Source organism: Macromonas nakdongensis, assembly GCF_002837145.1.
GTDB classification, from domain to species: domain Bacteria; phylum Pseudomonadota; class Gammaproteobacteria; order Burkholderiales; family Burkholderiaceae_C; genus Macromonas_B; species Macromonas_B nakdongensis.
Genome location: NZ_NWMV01000014.1, coordinates 1810 through 22617 on the forward strand (window position 1 = coordinate 1810; position 20808 = coordinate 22617).

18 protein-coding genes are annotated in these 20808 nt (G+C 68.5%); 11 read left to right on the forward strand and 7 right to left on the reverse strand.

The genetic code is table 11. The features are described from left to right. Positions 1–49: 49 nt before the first annotated feature. A complete protein-coding gene (locus tag CON77_RS02405; protein WP_101047475.1) occupies positions 50–1741 on the forward strand; it encodes an AMP-binding protein in 1692 nt (563 codons plus the stop codon). Then, complete coding sequence (locus tag CON77_RS02410) at positions 1738–2682, forward strand: MBL fold metallo-hydrolase (RefSeq protein WP_101047477.1); 945 nt, start codon at positions 1738–1740, stop codon at positions 2680–2682. Before CON77_RS02405 ends, CON77_RS02410 begins: the two co-directional genes overlap by 4 nt. A 6-nt stretch (positions 2683–2688) precedes the next feature. Here the strand turns inward: CON77_RS02410 and argC are convergent, their stop codons facing one another. Continuing rightward, positions 2689–3609 carry an N-acetyl-gamma-glutamyl-phosphate reductase gene (gene argC, locus CON77_RS02415; protein ID WP_101047479.1) on the reverse strand — a complete coding sequence of 307 codons (921 nt, stop codon included), beginning with the start codon at positions 3607–3609 and terminating at the stop codon, positions 2689–2691. 215 nt (positions 3610–3824) lie between these two features. On the opposite strand from argC, the gene sucC reads away from it, so the two are divergent. From sucC to CON77_RS02440, 5 genes are all read left to right on the forward strand, one after another. Continuing rightward, positions 3825–4988: an ADP-forming succinate--CoA ligase subunit beta gene (sucC, locus tag CON77_RS02420; protein ID WP_101047481.1), complete on the forward strand. Its 1164-nt coding sequence runs from the start codon at positions 3825–3827 to the stop codon at positions 4986–4988. Between the two features lie 23 nt (positions 4989–5011). Further along, positions 5012–5905, forward strand: coding sequence for a succinate--CoA ligase subunit alpha (sucD, locus tag CON77_RS02425; RefSeq protein ID WP_101047483.1), 894 nt, complete (start codon positions 5012–5014; stop codon positions 5903–5905). Between the two features lie 134 nt (positions 5906–6039). Continuing rightward, positions 6040–6801, forward strand: a complete 762-nt coding sequence (locus CON77_RS02430) for a Stp1/IreP family PP2C-type Ser/Thr phosphatase (RefSeq protein ID WP_101047485.1) — start codon at positions 6040–6042, stop codon at positions 6799–6801. Between the two features lie 22 nt (positions 6802–6823). Then, positions 6824–7441 (forward strand): FHA domain-containing protein, encoded by a 618-nt coding sequence (locus tag CON77_RS02435; RefSeq protein WP_101047487.1) that lies wholly within the window; start codon positions 6824–6826, stop codon positions 7439–7441. Between the two features lie 88 nt (positions 7442–7529). After that, positions 7530–9650, forward strand: coding sequence for a cyclic nucleotide-binding domain-containing protein (locus tag CON77_RS02440; protein ID WP_101047489.1), 2121 nt, complete (start codon positions 7530–7532; stop codon positions 9648–9650). A gap of 6 nt (positions 9651–9656) precedes the next feature. Here the strand turns inward: CON77_RS02440 and pyrF are convergent, their stop codons facing one another. Next, positions 9657–10499, reverse strand: coding sequence for an orotidine-5'-phosphate decarboxylase (pyrF, locus tag CON77_RS02445; RefSeq protein WP_198552243.1), 843 nt, complete (start codon positions 10497–10499; stop codon positions 9657–9659). Positions 10500–10591: 92 nt separating this feature from the next. On the opposite strand from pyrF, the gene CON77_RS02450 reads away from it, so the two are divergent. From CON77_RS02450 to CON77_RS02460, 3 genes are read left to right on the forward strand one after another with little or no spacing between them, the layout of a single operon-like run. Beyond that, positions 10592–12085 carry an MFS transporter gene (locus CON77_RS02450; RefSeq protein WP_101047491.1) on the forward strand — a complete coding sequence of 498 codons (1494 nt, stop codon included), beginning with the start codon at positions 10592–10594 and terminating at the stop codon, positions 12083–12085. Positions 12086–12093: 8 nt separating this feature from the next. Further along, entirely contained in the window at positions 12094–12870 is a 777-nt protein-coding gene (locus CON77_RS02455; RefSeq protein WP_101047506.1) for a class II glutamine amidotransferase, read from the forward strand. A 28-nt stretch (positions 12871–12898) separates the two neighbouring features. Beyond that, on the forward strand, positions 12899–13231 hold the full coding sequence (locus CON77_RS02460) for an SMR family transporter (RefSeq protein WP_101047493.1): 333 nt from the start codon (positions 12899–12901) through the stop codon (positions 13229–13231). Here the strand turns inward: CON77_RS02460 and CON77_RS02465 are convergent. The 4 genes from CON77_RS02465 to gshA form a co-directional block, all read right to left on the reverse strand. Further along, positions 13200–13574, reverse strand: coding sequence for a VanZ family protein (locus tag CON77_RS02465; protein WP_232788374.1), 375 nt, complete (start codon positions 13572–13574; stop codon positions 13200–13202). The genes CON77_RS02460 and CON77_RS02465 overlap by 32 nt on opposite strands. Before the next feature lie 3 nt (positions 13575–13577). Continuing rightward, the gene (gshB, locus tag CON77_RS02470) at positions 13578–14555 is read right to left on the reverse strand and encodes a glutathione synthase (protein ID WP_101047495.1); all 978 of its coding nucleotides are present in this window, start codon (positions 14553–14555) and stop codon (positions 13578–13580) included. Between the two features lie 13 nt (positions 14556–14568). After that, complete coding sequence (locus CON77_RS02475; RefSeq protein ID WP_101047497.1) at positions 14569–16437, reverse strand: potassium transporter Kup; 1869 nt, start codon at positions 16435–16437, stop codon at positions 14569–14571. Positions 16438–16501: 64 nt separating this feature from the next. Further along, positions 16502–17797, reverse strand: coding sequence for a glutamate--cysteine ligase (gene gshA / locus CON77_RS02480; protein ID WP_101047499.1), 1296 nt, complete (start codon positions 17795–17797; stop codon positions 16502–16504). A 137-nt stretch (positions 17798–17934) separates the two neighbouring features. Between gshA and CON77_RS02485 the strand changes: the two genes are divergently transcribed. After that, a complete protein-coding gene (locus tag CON77_RS02485; protein ID WP_101047501.1) occupies positions 17935–19113 on the forward strand; it encodes an MFS transporter in 1179 nt (392 codons plus the stop codon). A 51-nt stretch (positions 19114–19164) separates the two neighbouring features. Here CON77_RS02485 and CON77_RS02490 read toward each other — a convergent pair whose 3' ends face one another. Next, a complete protein-coding gene (locus tag CON77_RS02490; RefSeq protein WP_101047503.1) occupies positions 19165–20661 on the reverse strand; it encodes a M20 family metallopeptidase in 1497 nt (498 codons plus the stop codon). Positions 20662–20808 lie beyond the last annotated feature (147 nt).

Sequence of the window (20808 nt, forward strand, 5' to 3'; positions counted from 1 at the left end):
CCCGCACGACACAATCGCCGCATTCCCCCTTGGCCTCGCCCCGCACCCCATGGACAAAATCTGGCACCACAGCTACCCCGCTGGCGTCCCGCACGACATCGATACCACCCAGTACCGCTCGCTCAACGCCCTGTTCGAGGAGTCGTTCCGGCGCAACGCCCGGGAACCGGCCACGGTGTGCATGGGCCAGTGGATGCGCTACGGCCAGCTCGACGAGTGGAGCACCGCGCTGGGCGCCTACCTGCAGTCGCTGGGCCTGCCCACCGGGGCCCGGGTGGCCATCATGCTGCCCAACCTGCCGCAGTTCCCGGTGACCATGGCGGGCGTGCTGCGCGCCGGCTACACCTGCGTCAACGTCAACCCGCTGTACACCGCGCGCGAACTGGAACACCAGCTCAAGGACTCGGGCGCCGAGGCCATCGTCATCCTGGAAAACTTCGCCCACACGCTGGAAGAGGTGATCGACCACTCCCCGATCCAGCATGTGGTGCTGGCCAGCTTCGGCGATCTGCTCGGTTTCTGGTACGGCAAGTGGATGACCTTTGCCGTGCGCCACCTGGCCAAGCTGGTGCCGCCGTTCAAGCTGCCGCTGCAGGGCCCAGGCGGCGTGCGCACGGTCGTGCCGTTCCGCCGCGCCCTGGAAGTGGGCCAGAGCCGCCCGCTCAAGCCGGCCGACGTGAACCACGACAGCATCGCCTTCCTGCAGTACACCGGCGGCACCACCGGCCTGTCCAAGGGCGCGGTGCTGACGCACGGCAACGTCATCGCCGCGACGCTCCAGGCCGAAGCCTGGTTCACCCCGGCCCTGAGCAAGGTGGGGGACGTGCGCCACGCCAACCACATCATGGCGCTGCCGCTGTACCACATCTTCGCGCTGACGCTGGAGCTGCTGGTGATCCGCCACGGCGCCCACGCCACCCTCATCCCCAACCCGCGCGACATCCCCAAGTTCGTCGAAACGCTCAAGGGCCGCCCCTTCAACGTGCTGCCCGCGGTCAACACCCTGTTCAACGGCCTGCTCAACAACCCGGCCTTCCGCCAGCTCGACTTCTCCAGCCTGGTGCTGTCGCAGGCCGGCGGCATGGCCGCCTCCGAGGGCACGGCCCAGCAGTGGCAGGCGGTCACACACTGCGCCATGATCGAAGGCTGGGGCATGAGCGAGACCTGCGCCATCGGCACCAACAACCCGGTCACCAACACCACCTTCACTGGCAGCATCGGCCTGCCGCTGCCGGGCATCGACATCGCCATCAAGGACGACGACAACCAGAGCCTGCCGCCCGGCGGCACTGGCGAAATCTGCATCAAGGGCCCGAACGTGATGCGCGGCTACTACCAGCAGCCCGAGGAAAACGCCAAGACCTTCACCGCCGACGGCTACATGCGCACCGGCGACATCGGCGTGATGGACGAGCGCGGCTACATCCGCATCGTGGACCGCAAGAAGGACATGATCATCGTCTCCGGCTTCAACGTCTTCCCGACCGAGCTGGACAACGTGATTTCGCTCTGCCCCGGCGTGCTGGAATGCGCCACCGTGGGCGTGCCCGACGAGCACTCGGGCGAGGCGATCAAGGTGTACGTGGTGCGCAGCGACCCGACCCTGAGCGAAGACGCCGTGCTGCGCTACTGCCACGACAACTTCACCGGCTACAAGCGACCCAAGTACATCGAGTTCCGCGACGAACTGCCCAAGAGCAACGTGGGCAAGATTTTGCGGCGCGAACTGCGGCAGAAATGACGACCACGGCCGACCCACGCCTGCCGCCCGGACTGAGCGTGTTCGAGCGCGGCTGGCTGTCGGCCAACAACGTGCTCGGCCTGGGCCCCGAGGGCGCCACCCTGGTCGACAGCGGCTACGCCAGCCACAGCGACCAGACCCTGGCCCTGGTGGACTCGGCCCTGGCCGGGCGCCCGCTGGCACGCCTGCTCAACACCCACCTGCACAGCGACCACTGCGGCGGCAACGCCGCGCTGCAGGCGCGCTACCCCGGCCTGCACACCGCCATTCCCCCGGGCGAAGCCGACGCGGTGCGCGCCTGGGACGAAACCCGCCTGAGCTACCGCCCCACCGGCCAGACCTGCCCGCGCTTTGCCATCGACGCGGTGCTGGCACCCGGCACCGAAGTGCCCCTGGCCGGCCTGCCCTGGCAGGTGCTGGCCGCCCCCGGTCACGACCCGCACGCGGTGCTGCTGTTCCAGCCTGACTGGCGGGTGTTGATCTCGGGCGATGCGCTGTGGGAGAACGGCTTTGGCGTCGTGTTTCCCGAGCTGGAAGGCCAGCGCGCCTTCGACGAGGTGGGCGACACGCTGGAGCTGATCGCCGGCCTGCGCCCGCGCACCGTGATCCCGGGGCACGGTCGGGTCTTCGGCGGTGACGCCACGGCGGTGGACGCCGCCCTGGACCGCGCCCGCAGCCGGCTGGCGCAGTTCCGGCGCGCCCCCGCGCAGCACACGGCCTACGCGGCCAAGGTGCTGCTCAAGTTCAAGCTGATGGAGTTCCGTCGCATCGCCCGCGACGACTTCGCCGCCTGGGCGCTGCGCACGCCGTACCTGCAAGGCCTGCACGCCCAGACCGGCACCGAGGCCCCAGCCCCAGCCTGGCTGCAGGGCCTGCTGGCCGCGCTGGAAACGGCCGGCGCACTCCACGCCAGCGCCGACGGCTGGTTGGAAGACCGCTGAGCGCGGTCAGACGCCCAGCATCAGGCGCAGGTTCTGCACCGCCGCGCCGCTGGCGCCTTTGCCCAGGTTGTCCAGCCGCGCCACCAGCACGGCGTGGCGGTGGGCGTCGCTGCCAAACACGCGCAGTTCCAGGTGGTTGGTGCCGGCCAGGGCCACGGCGTCGAGCTTGCCGTCTTCGGTGGCCGGCTGCACATTCACCCAGTGGCTGCCGGCGTAGTGGGTTGCCAGGGCGTTGTGGAGGTCGGCCAGGGTCACGCGGCCGGGCAACCCGTCCAGGTGCAGCGGCAGTTGCACCAACATGCCCTGGGCGAAGTTGCCCACCGCGGGCACGAACAGCGGCCGGCGCGTCAGGCCTGTGCAGGCCATGATTTCGGGGATGTGCTTGTGCCCCAGGCCCAGGGCGTACAGCTCGAACGGCGCGGCGGTGCCGGCCTCGTAGGCCTCGATCATGGGACGGCCGCCACCGGTGTAGCCGCTGACGCTGGGCAGGCACAAGGGGGTGTCGGCGGGCAGCAAACCGGCGTCCACCAGCGGGCGGATCAGCGCGATGGCGCCGGTCGCGTAGCAGCCCGGGTTGGCCACGCGGTCGGCGCTGCGCACCGCCTCGGCCTGGCCCGGACACAACTCGGGAAAGCCGTAGACCCAGCCCGGCGCCACGCGGTGCGCGGTCGAAGCGTCGATGATGCGCGGCGCCCGGCCGGTCTCGGCACGGATCGCGTCCACCATGGCCACCGAGTCGCGCGCGGCGTCGTCGTGCAGGCACAGGATCACCAGATCGGCTTGCGCCATCAGCTCGCGCTTGGCGGCCGGGTCTTTGCGCCGTTCCGGCGCAATGCTGAGCAATTCGACGGCCGGCAGATCGGCCAGCCGTTCGCGGATTTGCAGGCCGGTGGTACCGGCTTCGCCGTCTATGAAAACCAGGGGCATGGGAGAGTTCTCCAGGGGGTATTCGGGACCATCCCGTGGGCCAAGCGGCCATCGGGCTGTGTCAGCTTGGCACAAGGTTTGCGCACAGCGCCATGATACATTTCGAGCTTCGTGTGTCCTTTGGCCTGTTGCACCGTAACCGTGGCCTCCATGCCCACGGCTCCTTGCCCCCAGGGCGGACGTGTTGTGTTTGACTCTTTCAGAGAGCGATTTTCATGAAGATTCACGAGTACCAAGGCAAGGAAATCTTGCGTCAGTTCGGTGTGCCCGTTCCGCGCGGCATCCCCGCCTTCACCGTGCAAGAAGCGGTCGAAGCGGCACAGAAGTTGGGCGGCCCGGTGTGGGTCGTCAAGGCCCAGATCCACGCCGGTGGCCGTGGCAAGGGCGGCGGCGTCAAGGTGGCCAAGTCGATTGACGACGTGAAGGCCCTGGCCAGCCAGATCCTGGGCATGCAGCTCAAGACCCACCAAACCGGTCCCGAAGGCCAGAAGGTGCGTCGCCTCTACATCGAAGACGGCGCCGACATCAAGAACGAACTGTATGTGTCGCTGGTCACCGACCGCGCCACCCAGAAGGTCGCCCTGATTGCCTCCAGCGAAGGCGGCATGGACATCGAGGAAGTGGCCCACTCCACCCCCGAAAAGATCATCACCGAGATGATCGACCCGCTGACCGGCATCACCGAAGCGCAGTCGCGCAAGGTGGCCACGGCCATCGGCCTGGAAGGCAAGTCTGTGGACCAGGCGGTGGACCTGTTCGCCAAGATCTACAAGTGCTACATGGACACCGACGCGTCGCTGGTGGAGATCAACCCGCTGAACTGCGACTCCAAGGGTGACTTGATGGCCCTGGACGCCAAGTTCAACTTCGACGCCAACGCCCTGTTCCGCCACCCCGAAATCGTGGCCTTCCGCGACCTGGACGAAGAAGACGCGGCCGAAATCGAAGCCTCCAAGTTCGACCTGGCCTACATCAGCCTGGACGGCAACATCGGCTGCCTGGTCAACGGGGCCGGCCTGGCCATGTCCACCATGGACACCATCAAGCTGTTCGGCGCCGAGCCGGCCAACTTCCTCGACGTGGGCGGCGGTGCCACCCCCGAGAAGGTGACCGAAGCGTTCAAGATCATGCTCAAGAACGACAAGGTCAAGGCCATCCTGGTCAACATCTTCGGCGGCATCATGAAGTGCGACACCATCGCCAACGGCGTCATCACCGCCTGCAAGGCCGTGAACCTGACCGTGCCGCTGGTGGTGCGCATGAAGGGCACCAACGAAGAGCTGGGCAAGAAGATGCTGGCCGAATCCGGCCTGCCCATCATCAGCGCCGACACCATGGCCGAAGCCGCCCAAAAGGCCGCTGCCGCCGTGAACGCCTGAGCCCTGCGAAAAGGAAAACGAACATGTCTATCCTGATCAACAAAGACACCAAGGTCATCACCCAGGGCATCACCGGCAAAACCGGCCAGTTCCACACCGAAAAGTGCCAGGAATACGCGAACGGCAAGAACTGCTTTGTCGCGGGCGTGAACCCGAAGAAGGCCGGCGAAAAGATTTTCGACATCCCCATTTACTCGTCCGTCAAGGAAGCGGCCGCCCAGACCGGCGCCACCGTGTCCGTGATCTACGTGCCGCCCGCCGGCGCCGCTGACGCGATCTGGGAAGCCGTGGAAGCCGACCTGGACCTGGCCATCTGCATCACCGAAGGCATCCCCGTCAAGGACATGCTGATGGTGCGCAACAAGATGAAGGCCAAGGAAGCCGCCGGTGGCAAGAAGACCCTGCTGCTGGGCCCCAACTGCCCTGGCCTGATCACGCCCGACGAGATCAAGATCGGCATCATGCCCGGCCACATCCACAAAAAGGGCCGCATTGGCGTGGTGAGCCGTTCCGGCACCCTGACCTACGAAGCCGTGGCACAGCTGTCCGAGCTGGGCATTGGCCAGTCGTCGGCCGTGGGCATCGGTGGTGACCCGATCAACGGCCTGAAGCACATCGACGTGATGCGCGCCTTCAACGACGACCCCGACACCGACGCCGTGATCATGATCGGCGAGATCGGTGGCCCGGACGAAGCCGAAGCCGCCCGCTGGTGCAAGGACAACATGAAGAAGCCGATCGTGGGCTTCATCGCTGGCGTCACCGCCCCTCCGGGCAAACGCATGGGCCACGCCGGTGCGCTGATTTCCGGCGGCGCCGACACGGCCGACGCCAAGCTGGCCATCATGGAAGAATGCGGTTTCACCATCACCCGCAACCCGTCGGAGATGGGTCGCCTGCTCAAGGGCCTGCTCTGATCGCGTGAAGCCCCGGCCCGCGGGCCGGGCAGCGCGCACGCCGACACCGGCCGCCCCATCCAGGGCGGCCGTTTTTCTTTGGGCGCGACGCGCTACACTGGGCATTTCCAGCCACCGCCACCACCGCCTGCACGATGAAATGCGACTTCTTCAGTCTCACCGACCGGGGGCGGGTGCGTGCGAACAACGAGGACGCCGTGGTGCTGGACCCGACCCTGGGCCTGGCCGTGCTGGCCGACGGCATGGGCGGCTACAACGCCGGGGAAGTGGCCAGCCACCTGGCCACCACCGAGGTGCTGCGCCACCTGCGCGATACCCTGCAGGACGGACAGAGCGGCCCACGCGAGGTGCGCCGGGCCCTGCAGCACAGTGTGGAGGCGGCCAACCTCGCCATTTACGAAGCGGCCCTGGGCAACCCGGACTGGCGCGGCATGGCCACCACCCTGTTGGTCACCGTGTTCGGCGGGGCCCGTCTGACCGTGGGCCATGTCGGCGATTCGCGCCTGTACCGCCTGCGCCAGGGGCAGCTGATCCAGCTCACGCGCGACCACTCGCTGCTGCAGGAGCAGATCGACGCAGGTCTGGTCTCGCCCGAGATGGCCCGGGTGGCCCAGTACAAGAACCTCGTCACCCGGGCGGTGGGGGTGGAGCCCCTGGTCAGCCTGGAGGTGGCCGAACACGTGGTGCAGGCCGGCGACACCTACCTGCTCTGCTCCGACGGCCTCAACGACATGCTGCCGGACGGCCAGATGGCCCAGATCCTGAAACGCGAAACGCCCCTGGACCAGGCCGGCCATGTGCTGCTGGCCGCGGCCAACGCCGCCGGGGGGCGCGACAACATCTCGCTGGTGCTGGTGCAGTGCTCGCCCGACAGCCACCGCCCGACGCCCCCCTGACCCATCCGCCCCGGAGCCGCCGATGCCCACCCTCACGATCACCCTGGACGGGGTGGACCTCAAGGACATCCCCCTGAGCAAGCCGCGCACCACGCTGGGCCGCCGGCCGTACAACGACATCGTCGTGGACAACCTGGCCGTCAGCGGCGAACACGCGGTCTTCGTGCTGCACCCGGACGGCGTGGAGGTGCTGGACCTGCACAGCACCAACGGCACCTACCTCAACGGCAAGGCGGTGGTGTCGGCCCGGGTGCAACCGGACGACGTGCTGGAGATCGGTCGCTACAAGCTCCGGCTGCAGCGGGAAACGGCGTCCGGCCTGATCACCCCAGGCCCCATGCCGTCCGCAGCAGAGCCCCCCCCGCCAAGCGCTGCCCCGCACACCGCCCGCATCCGCGTGCTCAGCGGCCCGGCCGCGGGCAAGGAAATGGCCTTGACCAAGGTGGTCACCACCCTGGGCAAGCCCGGGGTGGCGGTGGCGGCCATCAACCACCGGGGCGAGGGCTACACCATCACCCGGGTGGACGGCGACGGCGTGCCCACCGTGAACGGCCAGCCGGTCGGGGCCGAACCGCTGGCGCTGAAGGCGAACGACCTGATCGAGCTGGCGGGCACGCAGATGCGGTTTTTGCTGGACTGAGCCGGCCGCACGCCCCACCGGGACCCGCCCCATGCGCCGTGAACACCTCCCGCATGGGCGACAGCGCCTGAGCCGATGAGGCCACGAGATGCCGACGCGCTCCCTGAACGCCGCACTCGACGCCCTGGGCGCCACCCTGCCCATGAGTCTGGGCAGCACCGTGCTGCTGTACACCCTGGTGGCGCCGGCCTACCTGGGCCCGGGCGTGCTGGCACTGCTGCTGGGGCTGGCCTGGGTCCACCTGCTGACCGCCCACAGCGCGCGCCCGGTGTTCCATGGGGCCCGCTTCTTTGAAGCCGCCACCGTGGCCGCCATGGTGCTGGAGGCGGCCTCGCAACTGGCCGAGTTGGGGCTGCCCGACACCCCCGGCACGCGGATTGCACTGCTGACCTCCCTGCTGGCCCTGGCCGCTGTGGTGGTCGGGCTGCTGTGGGCCATGCAGGCACAACGGTTCGCTCGCTTCATCCCGGCGCCGGTGTACGTGGGGTTTGCCAACACCATCAGCGTCGCCATTGTGCTGTCGCAAGTACCGGCCTTGTGGCGGCAGGCCGCGGCGTTTCCCCTGCCCTGGTTGCCGTGGCTGCTGGCCGCGGCGGTGCTGGCCAGCACGCTGGCCACGCGCGTCTGCAAGCCCCTGTGGCCCGCCACCACCGTGGGCCTGCTGGCCGGCCTGGTGCTGGGCCTGGCCACCGATGCGGCCGGCACCCCGCTGCCCAAGGTGTTGACCGCGGGCGACTGGACCTTGCCGCTGATGCAGGCGGACTACCTCAGCTTTCTGCTGCACCCCGAAGCCGCCTTGCGCATGGGCGGCCTGATGGTGCTCAACGCCATCGTCATCGGCACCCTGATGTTCCTGAACACCGTTGTCATGGGTCAGATGCTGAGCCAGTCCGATGACCGCGAACCCCACCCCCGGCAGGACGGCTGGCGACAGACCCTGGGCCTGCTGCTGGCCGGCGGCCTCGGGGCCGCGCCCATTTCAGGGGCCCCTCCGCCGTCCTTGGCGGCGGCCCGGCATGGACCGGTGGAGGCCCACAGCCTGGTCCTGCTGGCCGGTTTGACGCTGGGAGTGGCACTCTCGCAAGTGCTGGTCTGGATGCCGCTGGCGGCCATCAGCGGCATCATGTTTTTCGATGCCTGGGTCTTGTGGGACCGCCCGAGCACCCGCGACGCGTGGCGCTGGCTGCGCCATCGGCGCGTGTCGCATCAGGCACGGGAGGACGGAATCCTGATCGCCAGCGTGATGGCCGCATCGCTGCTGGTGAACATGATGGCCGGCCTGCTGACCGGTCTGGTGCTGGGTCTGCTCTTGCACGCGCTGCGCAGCACGCGCCAGCCGGTGCGCAACCTCTGGACGGGCGAGCAACTGGCGTCCCAATGCGCGCGGTCGCGCGAGGAACTGCAGGTGCTCACCGAACACGGGCGGGACATCCGGATTTTCCAGCTCGACAGCCAGCAATTCTTCGCCTCCGCTGCACAACTGAACCGGACGGTGCGAGAACACAGCCTGGGTGCGCTGGGCGTGGTCATCGACTGGTCCCGGGTGGAGCACATCGACAGCAGCGTGGCCATGACCATCGGACGCCTGACCGCGCACCTGCGCCAGCAGGGCGTGACCGTCTGGCACGCCGACACGCGGCGCCATGGCGAGGAGCCGCAGGCCACCCTGGCCCAGCACCTGGACCAAGCCCTGTGGGCGGCCGACCTGGACCGAGCCCTGGAGCAGGCCGAAAACCTGCTGGTGCAACGGCACAACCCGGCCTTGGCGTTCCCCATGGAAGACAGCACCGAGCCCCCCTGGGTGGAGGGACTCGATGCCGGGCAGCGCCGTGCGCTGGCACAGCACCTGCGCACCCGCAGCTTCGCCCCCGGGGAACGGATCCTGGTGGCGGGAGCGCCCAGCGACGAGATGTGGCTGATCGTGCGCGGACGCTGCAGCGTCTACCTGCACCACGGCACCGACCAGGAAACCCGCCTGGCGGGTGTGCGCCACGGCACCACGGTGGGAGAAATGGGTTTTCTGGATGGTGCACCGCGGTCTGCGACCGTGGTGGCGGACACCGAAGTGCAGGCCTGGTGCCTGACGCGGGCGGCGTTCCAGGCCCTCAGCGCCGAAGCCCCAGGGGTGGTGCAGCAAATCCTGACACGCCTGACCACCGACCTGTCGACGCGCCTGCGCTTCGCCCACCGCCAGCCGCCATCGCACTGAAGGGGCTCAGTGCGTTCGCGCCTGCTCCAGGGCGTCGCGGGTCTGCAGGGCCACGCGGCGCGCGGCCTCGGCAAAGTCGTCCCCCGCACTGGCGTACAGAATGGCCCGCGAGGAGTTGACCGCCACCGGCCCGGTGGTCTGCCCGGCCTGGCCGCGCCAGCCGGCCTGCACCGTGGCGCGGGCATCGCCGCCCTGGGCACCCACACCGGGGATCAGCAAGGGCAGCGTGGGCGCCAGTTCGCGCACGCGTGCGATTTCGGCCGGGTAGGTCGCGCCCACCACCAGCCCCATCTGGCCGTTCAGGTTCCAGGGCCCCTGGGCCAGGCGGGCGATGTGTTCGTACAGCAGGGGCTGCCCGTCCACGCCGGCCAGGCGCTGGCTCTGGAAATCGTCGCCGCCCGGGTTGCTGGTGCGGCACAGCAGGAACACGCCCTTGCCGGGGTATTGCAGGTAGGGCTGCACCGAATCGAAGCCCATGAAGGGCGACAGGGTGACCGCGTCGGCGCCGTAGCGTTCGAAGGCCTCCTTGGCGTATTGCTCGGCGGTGCTGCCGATGTCGCCGCGCTTGGCGTCCAGGATGATGGGCACCTGGGGCGCGGCCACGCGCATGTGCGCCATCAGCCGTTCCAGCTGGTCTTCGGCGCGGTGCGCGGCGAAGTAGGCGATCTGCGGCTTGAAGGCCATGGCCAGGTCGGCGGTGGCGTCCACGATGGCGGCACAGAAATCGTAAATACGGTGCGGGTCGTCGCGCCACTTCAAAGGAAAACGGCTGGGCTCCGGGTCCAGGCCCACGCAAAGCATCGATTGGTTCTGGCGCTCGGCCGCGCGCAGCATGTCGGTGAAGTCCATGGGCCCCGATTGTAGGCAGGGCCACGCCGGGCACGCCACCGCCTGTCGCCCCCGGTCGCGTCGGGCCGCGGTCTTGCGGCGACAATGGTGCGATGAGCGCCCCCCCTCCCGCCACGCCCGGCAGCCTGCAGGCCCTGAAAGCGGCCCACGGCCCACGTTACCGCTGGCTGCTGCTCCTGTCGGTGATGGTGGGGGCCATGGCGGCCATCATGTCGTCCACGGTGATCAACGTCGCCATCCCCGACATGAGCCGCCATTTCGGGCTGGGCCAGGACCGGGCGCAGTGGGCCACCTCGGGCTTCATGGCGGCCACGGTCGCGTCCATGCTGACCACACCCTGGATGCTCGGCCGCTTCGGCTTCCGCCAGACCTACACCCTGTCGATGTGGACGCTGCTGATCGGCGGTCTGGTGGGTGGACTGGCCGAGGACTACACCCTGGTGCTGGCCGCGCGCGTGGCCGAGGGCCTGGCCGCCGGTGTGGTGCAACCGATCCCGGCCATCATCATCCTGCGCGCCTTTGCGCCGCACGAACAGGGCCGCGCCAGCGGCGTGTTCGGTATGGGCGTGGTGCTGGCGCCGGCACTGGGGCCCAGCATCGGCGGGGTGCTGGTGGACGCCTTCGGCTGGCGCTCGATCTTTTTCATGGTGGTGCCGTTCTGCCTGGTGTCGCTCTGGCTGGCCCGGCGCTTCGTGCCGGTGACCGGACCCGGCGGTGCGGCCACACGGTCGGACATCTCGATCGACTGGCTCGGCCTGCTGCTGGCCAGCCTGGGCACGGTGTGCCTGCTCAACGGCCTGGTGCGCTGGCAAAGCGGAGATGGGGCACAGGCCGCCGCCTTGCTGGGCACCACCGCGGCCACGGTGCTGGGCTTCGTGGCCTGGCAGCGGCACCTGCTGCAACGGCACCGCGCCGGGGCCGCGCAGCAGCCGCTGCTGCACCTGGACCTGTTCCGCTTCCGCCCCTTTGCCATGGGCAGTCTGGTGGCCTTCATTTACGGCACGGCCTTGTTTGGCTCCACCTACCTGCTGCCGGTGTACCTGCAGATGGGCCTGGGGCTGTCGGCCTCCTACGTCGGGGCCTTGCTGCTGCCGGCGGGGGTGGTGCTGGCCCTGACCATCGCCGGGGTCGGCCGCCTGGCCGACCACCAGCCGACGCACTGGCTGGTCAGCACCGGGCTGCTGTTGCTGGCCGTCTCCTTCGCCGCCGTGGCGTGGCTGGACCAGGGCACGCCCCTGGGCTGGCTGGTGGCGCTCACCGTCGTGGGCCGGATCGGCCTGGGCTTTGTGCTGCCCTCGCTCAACCTGGGGGCGATGCGCGGGTTGCAGGCCGGGCTGATCGCCCAGGGATCGAGCGCGATCAGCTTTTTGCGCATGCTCGGCGGCGCCACGGGCGTGAGCCTGTGCGGCATTGTGCTGGAATGGCGCCTGGCCGCACACGGCGCCAGCCTGGGGCCCGACGGCCCGGTGGCCGCGCGCCTGAGCGCTTTCAACGAAACTTTTGCCGGTCTGGCCGCACTCTGCGGGCTGGCCTTGTGGGCCGCCTGGCACTTGAAAAGCCAGCCCAGCGGCCCCGAACGAACCTGACCGCCACCATGTGCCAACTGCTGGGCCTGAACTGCGCCCAACCCACCGACGCCAACTTCAGCTTCACCGGCTTCAGCCGCCGCGGCGGCGGCACCGACCACCACGCCGACGGCTGGGGCATCGCCTTTTTCGAGGGCAAGGGCCTGCGCCTGTTCGTGGACCACCAAAGCGCGGCACAGTCGCCCATGGCCGCCTTCCTGCGGCAGTACCCGCTCAAAAGCACCAACACCATCGCCCATGTGCGCAAAGCCACCGTGGGCACGGTGAAACTGGAAAACGCCCACCCGTTCAGCCGCGAACTCTGGGGCCGGCACTGGGTGTTTGCCCACAATGGCGACCTGAAGGACTACCACCCACACCTGCACGGCCACTTCCGCCCGGTGGGCGACACCGACAGCGAACGCGCCTTCTGCTGGCTGATGCAGGAACTGGCCAAGTCCCACGCCGGCGTACCCACGGTGCAGGAACTGACGCTGACCCTGCGCGAGCTGGTGCCGCAGGTCGCCCGCCACGGCAGCTTCAACTTCCTGCTGTCCAACGGCGAAGCCTTGTGGGCACACTGCAGCACCCACCTGCACTACCTGGTGCGCCAGCCCCCCTTTGCCAGCGCCACGCTGATGGACGAGGACTGGACCGTGAACTTCGCCGACTGCACCCAGCCCGGCGACCGCGTGGCCGTGGTGGTGACCGCCCCCTTGACCCGCGACGAACGCTGGACCGCCTTCGCCCCAGGGGAGTTGAAAGTGTTCGTGGACGGCCAGGCGGTCTGTGAGGCCGGGCAATGAGCGCGCAGACACACCGACGGACGCGGCCATGAACGCCTACCTCGCCCTCGGGCTCGCCATCGTGGCCGAAGTGATCGGCACCTCCGCGCTCAAAGCCAGCGAAGGCTTCACACGGGTGGGGCCGTCGCTGGTGGTGCTGGTGGCTTACGGCATCGCCTTTTATTGCCTGGGCCTGGTGCTGCGCACGGTGCCCATGGGCATCGCCTACGCCATCTGGTCGGGCCTGGGCATCGTGCTGATCACGCTGGTGGGCTTTGGGGTGTACAGACAGACCATCGACCTGCCGGGCCTGATCGGCATGGGACTGATTGTGGCCGGAGTGCTGGTGATCAACCTGTTTTCAAACAGCGCCGGACACTGAGCCACCCCAGCGCCCCAGCGGACACGCCCACGGCGTCGGCCAGCCCGTCGAGCACATCGCCCTGGCGCCAGCCGGTGGCGGATTGGGCCAGTTCGATCGCTGCGCCCAGCAGCAGCAAACCCACCCACGCGCGGGACAGGCGGGCCGGATAGGCCGCCCCGCCCAGGAACGCGAGCACAGCAAAACCGAAGGCGTGTTGGGCCTTGTCCCAAACGTCGAAAGCCTGCGGCGGCAGGTGCGCCACCGGGGTGAGCGAGAGCAGCACCACCGCGGCCAGCGCGCTCCAGAAAAGCAGCGCCGGCAGCCCAACGGGCCGGTGCCCGCCCACGCGCGTTCGCGACACCGATCAAACCGCCAGGGTCTGGGCCGAGACCGGCTCCGGCCGCAGCGCCCGCTCCAGCGCGTCCACGAACATGGCCGGCGCATCGAATCCGGTCTGCTGCTGGATTTCCTGGAAACAGGTCGGACTGGTGACGTTGATTTCGGTGACCCGGTCGCCGATCACGTCCAGCCCCACCAGCAACAGCCCACGGGCCGCCAGTTGCGGCCCGATGGCCCGGGCAATGGCCCAGTCGCGCTCGCTCAGGGGCTGGGCCACGCCCTTGCCGCCAGCGGCCAGGTTGCCGCGCACCTCGCTGCCCTGCGGGATGCGCGCCAGGCAGAACGGCGCGGCCTCGCCACCGATGAGCAGCAGGCGTTTGTCGCCGGCCGCGATCTCGGGCAGGTAACGCTGCACCATCACGCTGGTGTGGCCGCCCTGGTTCAGCGTTTCGACGATGGAGCCCAGGTTCATGCCGTCGGGCCCGACGCGGAAGATGCCCATGCCCCCCATGCCGTCGAGCGGCTTGAGGATGATGTCGCGGTGCTCGGCGTGGAAATGGCGGATGGCTTCGGGCGAACGCGTCACCAGCGTCGGCGGGGCGAAGTCGCCGAACTCCATCAGCGCCAGCTTTTCCGGGTGGTCGCGCAAGGCCCGCGGGCGGTTGAAGACGCGCGCGCCCTCGCGTTCGGCCTGCTCCAGCAGGTGGGTGGCGTAGAAGTATTCGCTGTCGAACGGCGGGTCCTTGCGCATCAGCACGGCGTCGAAGTCGCGCAGCGCCTCGCGCCCCTGGTGGAGCACACGGTACCAATCGTCGGCGGCGCCGGTGAGCTCGATGTGGCGCAGCAGGGCCGTCACCGGCTGGCCGCTCTGCCACTGCAGCTGCGCCGGCTCGCACGCGGCCAGGCGGTGGCCACGGCGCTGCAGCTCGCGCATCATGGCGAAGGTGCTGTCTTTGTACGTCTTGAAGGTGGCCAGGGGATCGGCCACTACCAACACTCGCATGCGCGTGCCCTTTTCAGATTTCGATCTTGCTGCCCATTTCCACCACGGCGTTGTTGGGCAGGTTCAGGAAAGCGGCCGCGGCGCTGGCATTGTGGTGCATCTGGGCGAAGAGCTTCTCGCGCCAGAACGCCATCCCTCCGCCCAGGGAGGGAATGACGATGTCGCGCGACAGGAAGTAGCTGGTGTTCATCGGGTCCAGCGCCACGCCACGGCCCTTGAGCTGCTCCAGCGCCTTGGGCAAATCGGGGTCGTTCTTGAAGCCGTAGTTGACGATGACCTGCCAGGCGTCGTGACCCAGGGGCTCGATCTCGACCCGCTCGTCCAGCCCCACCCAGGGCACGCTGTGGTTGCGCACGGTGACGAACAGGTTGTGCGCGTGCAGCACCTTGTTGTGCTTGAGGTTGTGCAGCAAGGCGTTGGGCACCATGCCGGGCTCGGCCGACAGGAACACCGCCGTGCCCTCGACCCGCGCCGGCGGGCTGACGAAGACCGCGTCCAGGAAGCTGCCCAGGTCGAGCGAGTCGGAGCGGATCGAGGCGTTGAGCAGCCGCCGCCCCTCGTACCAGGTGGTCATCAGCAGGAAAATCGCCCCACCGATGAGCAAGGGGAACCAGCCGCCGTCGGCCAGCTTGAGCAGGTTGGAGCTGAAGAAGGCCAGGTCGATGACGAAGAAGAAGCCGGTGGCCGCCACGCACAGCGCCCAGGGGTAGCCCCAGCCGTAGCGGATGACGAAGAAGGTGAGCACCGTGGTGATCAGCATGTCCAGCGTGACGGCGATGCCGTAGGCCGCGGCCAGGTTGCTGGAGGTCTTGAACAGGCCGACGGCCAGCACGATGGCGACAAACAGGCCCCAGTTGACGAAGGGGATGTAGATCTGCCCGGTGTCCTTGATGCTGGTGTGCTGGATCTGCAGGCGCGGCAGGTAACCCAGCTGGATGACCTGCTTGGTCACGCTGAAGGCGCCGGAGATGAGCGCCTGCGAGGCGATCACCGTGGCCGCGGTGGCCAGGCCCACCAGGGGCAGCAGGGCCCAGTCGGGCGCCAGGTTGAAGAAGGGGTTCTTCACCGCCGAGGGGTCTTCCAGCAACAGGGCGCCCTGGCCGAAGTAGTTCAGGATCAGGCAGGGCATGACCACGCTGAACCAGGCCAGGCGGATCGGCTTCTTGCCGAAATGGCCCATGTCGGCGTAGAGCGCCTCGCCGCCGGTGACGCACAGCACCACCGCGCCCAGGATGATGAAGGTGACGCCGGGATAGGCCCACATGAAGCGCAGCGCGTGGTGCGGGCTGAGCGCCCCCAGGATTTCGGGGTGGTTGACGATGTGCGGCAGCGCCAGGGCCGCAATGGCCAGGAACCAGATCAGCGTGATCGGCCCGAAGAACTTGCCGATGCCCGCCGTGCCGTGCTTCTGCACCGCGAACAGGGCGAACAAGATCACCAGCGTGAGCGGGATCACCGCCTTGCGGAAGGTGGGCGACACCACCTCCAGGCCCTCCACCGCCGACAGCACCGAAATCGCCGGGGTGATGACGCCGTCGCCGTAAAACAGGCAGGTGCCGAAGATGCCGATCAGCAGCATGGCACTGCGCAGCTTGGGTTTGTCGCGGATCGACTCCGACGCCAGCGCCAGCATCGCCACCAGGCCGCCTTCGCCGTGGTTGTCGGCACGCAACACCAGGGTCACGTACTTGAGCGAGACGATGACGGTCAGCGTCCAGACGAAGATGGACAAGATGCCGTAGACGTTGTCGGGGGTGAGTTCGACGTGGCCGGTGTGGAACACCTCTTTGACGGCGTACAGCACGCTGGTGCCGATGTCGCCGTACACCACGCCAATGGCGCCCAAAGTCAGGGCACCAAGCGAAGACTGGTTGGAAGCCAAGATGGTTCGGGGAGCCCCGCTCCCCGCGCAGTTGCGAGGCCCCTATTCTGCGCCCAAATCGGGGTCACTCGTAGGATTCGGCCTCGGGGTCGGTGGCTTCCAGTTCGTAGCTGGCCGCGAGCATGGCCAAGCGCCCGATCACGCCGTACATGTAGAAGCGGTTGGGCACGCTGGCGCCGGGTTTCTGCCCCGGCTGCGGCTGCTGCGCGCTTTTCTCGAAGGCCAGCGGCACGAAGCTGGCGCCCGGCGCGTTCAGGTTCTCGTCCACCCCCCGGTCGGCGTGCACCCGGTAGAAGCCGCCCACCACGTAGCGGTCCATCATGTACACCACAGGCTCGGCCACGGCGTCGTTCACCCGCTCGTTGGTCAGCACACCTTCCTGGATGATCACGTCCGACACCTGCTGGCCGTCCTTGATCACGTTCATCTTGTTCTTGGTCTTGCGGTTCAGCGCCTCCAGCTCCTTGGCGTCGCGCACCGTCATGATGCCCATGCCGTAGGTGCCGTTGTCGGCCTTGACCACCACGAAGGGCTTTTCCTGGATGCCGTATTCCTTGTACTTCTTCTTGATCTTGGTCAGCAGCGCGTCCACATTGCTTTGCAGGCACTCCATGCCGGTGCCTTCGGCGAAGTTGACCTCGCCGCAGTGGTTGAACATCGGGTTGATGAGCCAGGGGTCCATGCCCAGCAGCTTGCCGAAGCGCTTGGCCACTTCCTCGTAGGCCTTGAAGTGCTGGCTCTTCTTGCGCACGTGCCAGCCGGCGTGCAACGGCGGCAGCAGGTACTGCTCGTGCAGGTCTTCCAGAATGCCGGGCACGCCCGCGCTCAGGTCGTTGTTGAGCAGGATGGTGCAAGGGTCGAAGTGCTTGAGGCCCAGGCGGCGTTTGTCGCGGATCAGCGGCTCCAGCGTCACCTGCTCGCCGTTGGGGAGCTGGAAAGTGGTGGGTTCCTTGATCTCGGGGTTCATCGAACCCAGGCGCACGTTCAGACCGGCCTGGTAGAAGATCTTCTGCAACTGCGCGACGTTCATCAGGTAGAACATGTTGCGGGTGTGGTTCTCGGGCACCAGCAGCAGGTTCTTGGCCTCGGGGCAGATTTTCTCGATCGCGGCCATGGCGGCCTGCACCGCCAGCGGCAGCATCTCGGGCGTCAGGTTGTTCCAGCCGCCGGGGTAGAGGTTGGTGTCCACCGGCGCGAGCTTGAAACCGGCGTTGCGGATGTCCACCGAGCTGTAGAACGGCGGGGTGTGCTCCATCCACTCCAGACGGAACCAGCGCTCGATCACGGGCGTGGATTCGAGGATGCGCTGTTCGAGTTCGTTGATGGGGCCGGTCAGGGCGGTGACGAGGTGGGGAACCATGGGGAAGCCCTTTGCGTGGGGAATGCGGACGTGGAAGGCGATTTTAGAGAGTGGGGATGAATCGTGCCATTCCAAGGGGCCGCCATGGCGACCAGGACCGCCCCGCCCATCGGCCATTCGTATATAAACGCTTGATTATGAACAAAAACCTCTGGCTGCTGGCCGCCGCGCAAGGCCTGTTCCTCACCAACAACGTGGTGTTCATCGCCATCAACGGCCTGGTGGGCCTGAGCCTGGCGCCCGCCGGCTGGATGGCCACCCTGCCGGTGATGGGCTACGTGGTGGGCGGTGCCCTGTCCACCGGGCTGGTGGCGCGCAGCCAGGCGCGCTGGGGACGGCAGGTGTCGTTCCAGCTGGGGCTGGCGGTGGCGCTGGGCTCGGCCCTGCTGTGCGCGGCCGCGCTGCACCTGGGCAGCTTCTGGTTGCTGGTGCTGGCCACGGTGGTGGCCGGCTACTACAGCGCCAACGGCCAGCTCTACCGCTTTGCCGCCGGCGAACTGGCGGCACCGGCCTACCGCGAAAAGGCGGTGTCGCTGGTGCTGGCCGGCGGGCTGATCGGCGCCGTCGCCGGGCCCAACCTGGCCAACCACACCCGCGACGGCCTGGGTGCGCCCTTCCTGGGCGCCTACTTGGCGCTGGCCGGGGTGGCGCTGTTGTCCATGGCGGTCATGGCCGGCATCCGCTTCCCGGCGCAGCTGCCCCGGGCCCCCGGCGGGGCCAGCGGGCGGCCGCTGGGCGAGATCCTGCGCCAGCCGGTCTTCGTCGTCGCCACCGTGGGCGCGGCACTGGGCTACGGCGTGATGAACCTGCTGATGGCCGCCACGCCCCTGGCCATGCAGGTCTGCGGCATGCCGTTTTCCGACGCGGCCCTGGTGCTGGAGTGGCACGTGATCGGCATGTTCGCGCCCGGCTTTTTCACCGGCCACCTGATCAAGCGCTTCGGCGTGCTGCCGGTGATGGGCGTGGGGGTGCTGCTCAACGCGCTGTGCATCGGCATCGCCCTGTCGGGGCAGGACCTGCACCAGTTCCTGGTGGCGCTGTTCCTGCTGGGCGTGGGCTGGAATTTCCTGTTCACCGGCAGCACCACACTGGCCATGCAGGCCTACCGGCCGGAGGAAAAGGACAAGGCGCAGGCGGCCATCAACTTTTTCGTGTTCGCGACCATGGCGGTGACCTCGTTCGCCTCGGGCGCGCTGGTGACGACCCAGGGCTGGACGCTGTTGAACCTGGGCTCCCTGCTGCCGGTGGCGCTGACCGGCGTGGCCCTGCTGTGGCTGGCGGCCCGGCGCCGCGCCCACTCCCGCGAAACCGTCTGAAATCTCCCATCAGCGCCACGCGCGCCAGCACCAGCCCCCGGATCAGGGCCATCAGGGCATGCGCGCCATCACCTCGGCCACCGCGGCGGTCAGGCGCTGCGCAAACGGCACGTGCAAAAACTCGTTCGGCCCGTGGGCGTTGCTCTTGGGGCCGAGCACGCCACACACCATCATCTGCGCCGTCGGGAAGCCCTGACTCAGCAGGTTCATCAGGGGAATGGTGCCTCCCTGCCCGATGAAGCCACACGGCGCGCCGAAATGCGCCTGACTGGACGCGTGCAGGGCCTGCTCGAACCAGGGCGTGGTGGCCGGGGCGTTCCAACCGGTGGCCGCACCCTCGGGCTCGAACGTCACCTTGGCCTGGTACGGGGCGTTGTCTTCCAGCAAGGACTTCAGGTCCTGCACCGCCTGGGCCGCATTCACCCCCGGCGGCAGGCGCAGGCTGAGTTTGAAGGCGGTGTAGGGCCGCAGCACGTTGCCGGCGTTCTGCAGCGTGGGGAAGCCATCGGCCCCGGTGACGCTGAGCGTTGGGCGCCAGGTGCGGTTGAGCAGCGCCTCCACCGGGTCGGTGGTGGTGGGCAGGGCAAACAGGGTGGCGCCACCGCAGTCGTGGTGCGCCCAGGGAAAGCGGCGGTAGACCTCGTCACCCAGGATGGCGGCGGTGGCCCGCGCCTGCGCCAGCCGTTCGACCGGCACCTCCACATGGAACTGGGCCGGCAGCAAGCGGCCGGTGGTGCTGTCCTCCAGGCGGTCGAGCACCTGGCGCATGATGCGAAAGCTCGACGGCACCAGGCCCGATGCGTCGCCGGAGTGGATGCCCTCGGTCAGCACCTCGACCTTGAGCACGCCGCTGGCCACGCCGCGCAGGCTGGTGGTCAGCCAGAGCTGGTCGTAGTTGCCGGCACCGCTGTCCAGGCAGACCACCAGGCCCACGTCGCCCAGGCGCGGGCGCAGGGCATCGACGTAGGGCAGCAGGTCGTCGGAACCGCTTTCCTCGCTGGTTTCGATGAGGCCGACGATGCGCGGGTGCGCCGCCCCCTGGGCCTGCAGCGCCTGGATGGCGGTGACGCTGGCGTAGACCGCGTAGCCGTCGTCTGCGCCGCCGCGGCCATAGAGCTTGTCGTCGATCAGCCTGGGCGTCCACGGCCCCAGATCGCTGCGCCAGCCGTTGAACTCGGGCTGCTTGTCCAGGTGGCCGTACATCAGCACGGTCTGGCCGCTGGCAGGGGCCGCACCGCCCTGGCGCCCGGCACTGGCCGGCACCTCGAAAAACAGCACCGGCGTGCGCGGGCGGCCATCGGGGTGCTGCAGGCGCACCACCTCCAGCGACAGCCCGGGCACGCGCTGCGCCGCCACCCAATCGGCGGCGTCGCGCAACACCGCCTCGATGTGGCCGTGGACAGCCCAGTCCGGGTCAAAAGCCGGCGATTTGGCCGGCACGGTGATGTAGCGCTGAAGGGCCGGCAGGATGTGGCGCTGCCAGCGCTCGTCGACAAAAGGCGTCAGCGGCCCGGGGTCAAGCACCGGGGACGGCAAGCGGTCATTCATCAGGGGTGCCCCAGGGTCAGAAGCTTTCCCAATCGCCTTCGCCGCCTTTTGGCGCCGGGGCCGAAGCCGGCTTGGGCGCGGCGATCGCCGGGCTCCGTGCGGCGGGGATCGCCCTGGCCTTGGCCGCCGCGTGGGCCTTGGGCGACG

Bases quoted from the DNA above. Each gene is read 5' to 3' on its own strand.
- gshB (WP_101047495.1), bottom strand. From the start codon at position 14,555: ATGCGAGTGTTGGTAGTGGCCGATCCCCTGGCCACCTTCAAGACGTAC.
- CON77_RS02435 (WP_101047487.1), top strand. From the start codon at position 6,824: ATGCCCACCCTCACGATCACCCTGGACGGGGTGGACCTCAAGGACATC.
- CON77_RS02450 (WP_101047491.1), top strand. From the start codon at position 10,592: ATGAGCGCCCCCCCTCCCGCCACGCCCGGCAGCCTGCAGGCCCTGAAA.
- CON77_RS02490 (WP_101047503.1), bottom strand. From the start codon at position 20,661: ATGAATGACCGCTTGCCGTCCCCGGTGCTTGACCCCGGGCCGCTGACG.
- CON77_RS02485 (WP_101047501.1), top strand. From the start codon at position 17,935: ATGAACAAAAACCTCTGGCTGCTGGCCGCCGCGCAAGGCCTGTTCCTC.
- CON77_RS02430 (WP_101047485.1), top strand. From the start codon at position 6,040: ATGAAATGCGACTTCTTCAGTCTCACCGACCGGGGGCGGGTGCGTGCG.
- argC (WP_101047479.1), bottom strand. From the start codon at position 3,609: ATGCCCCTGGTTTTCATAGACGGCGAAGCCGGTACCACCGGCCTGCAA.
- sucD (WP_101047483.1), top strand. From the start codon at position 5,012: ATGTCTATCCTGATCAACAAAGACACCAAGGTCATCACCCAGGGCATC.
- CON77_RS02440 (WP_101047489.1), top strand. From the start codon at position 7,530: ATGCCGACGCGCTCCCTGAACGCCGCACTCGACGCCCTGGGCGCCACC.
- sucC (WP_101047481.1), top strand. From the start codon at position 3,825: ATGAAGATTCACGAGTACCAAGGCAAGGAAATCTTGCGTCAGTTCGGT.
- CON77_RS02410 (WP_101047477.1), top strand. From the start codon at position 1,738: ATGACGACCACGGCCGACCCACGCCTGCCGCCCGGACTGAGCGTGTTC.
- pyrF (WP_198552243.1), bottom strand. From the start codon at position 10,499: ATGGACTTCACCGACATGCTGCGCGCGGCCGAGCGCCAGAACCAATCG.
- CON77_RS02455 (WP_101047506.1), top strand. From the start codon at position 12,094: ATGTGCCAACTGCTGGGCCTGAACTGCGCCCAACCCACCGACGCCAAC.
- CON77_RS02460 (WP_101047493.1), top strand. From the start codon at position 12,899: ATGAACGCCTACCTCGCCCTCGGGCTCGCCATCGTGGCCGAAGTGATC.
- CON77_RS02405 (WP_101047475.1), top strand. From the start codon at position 50: ATGGACAAAATCTGGCACCACAGCTACCCCGCTGGCGTCCCGCACGAC.
- gshA (WP_101047499.1), bottom strand. From the start codon at position 17,797: ATGGTTCCCCACCTCGTCACCGCCCTGACCGGCCCCATCAACGAACTC.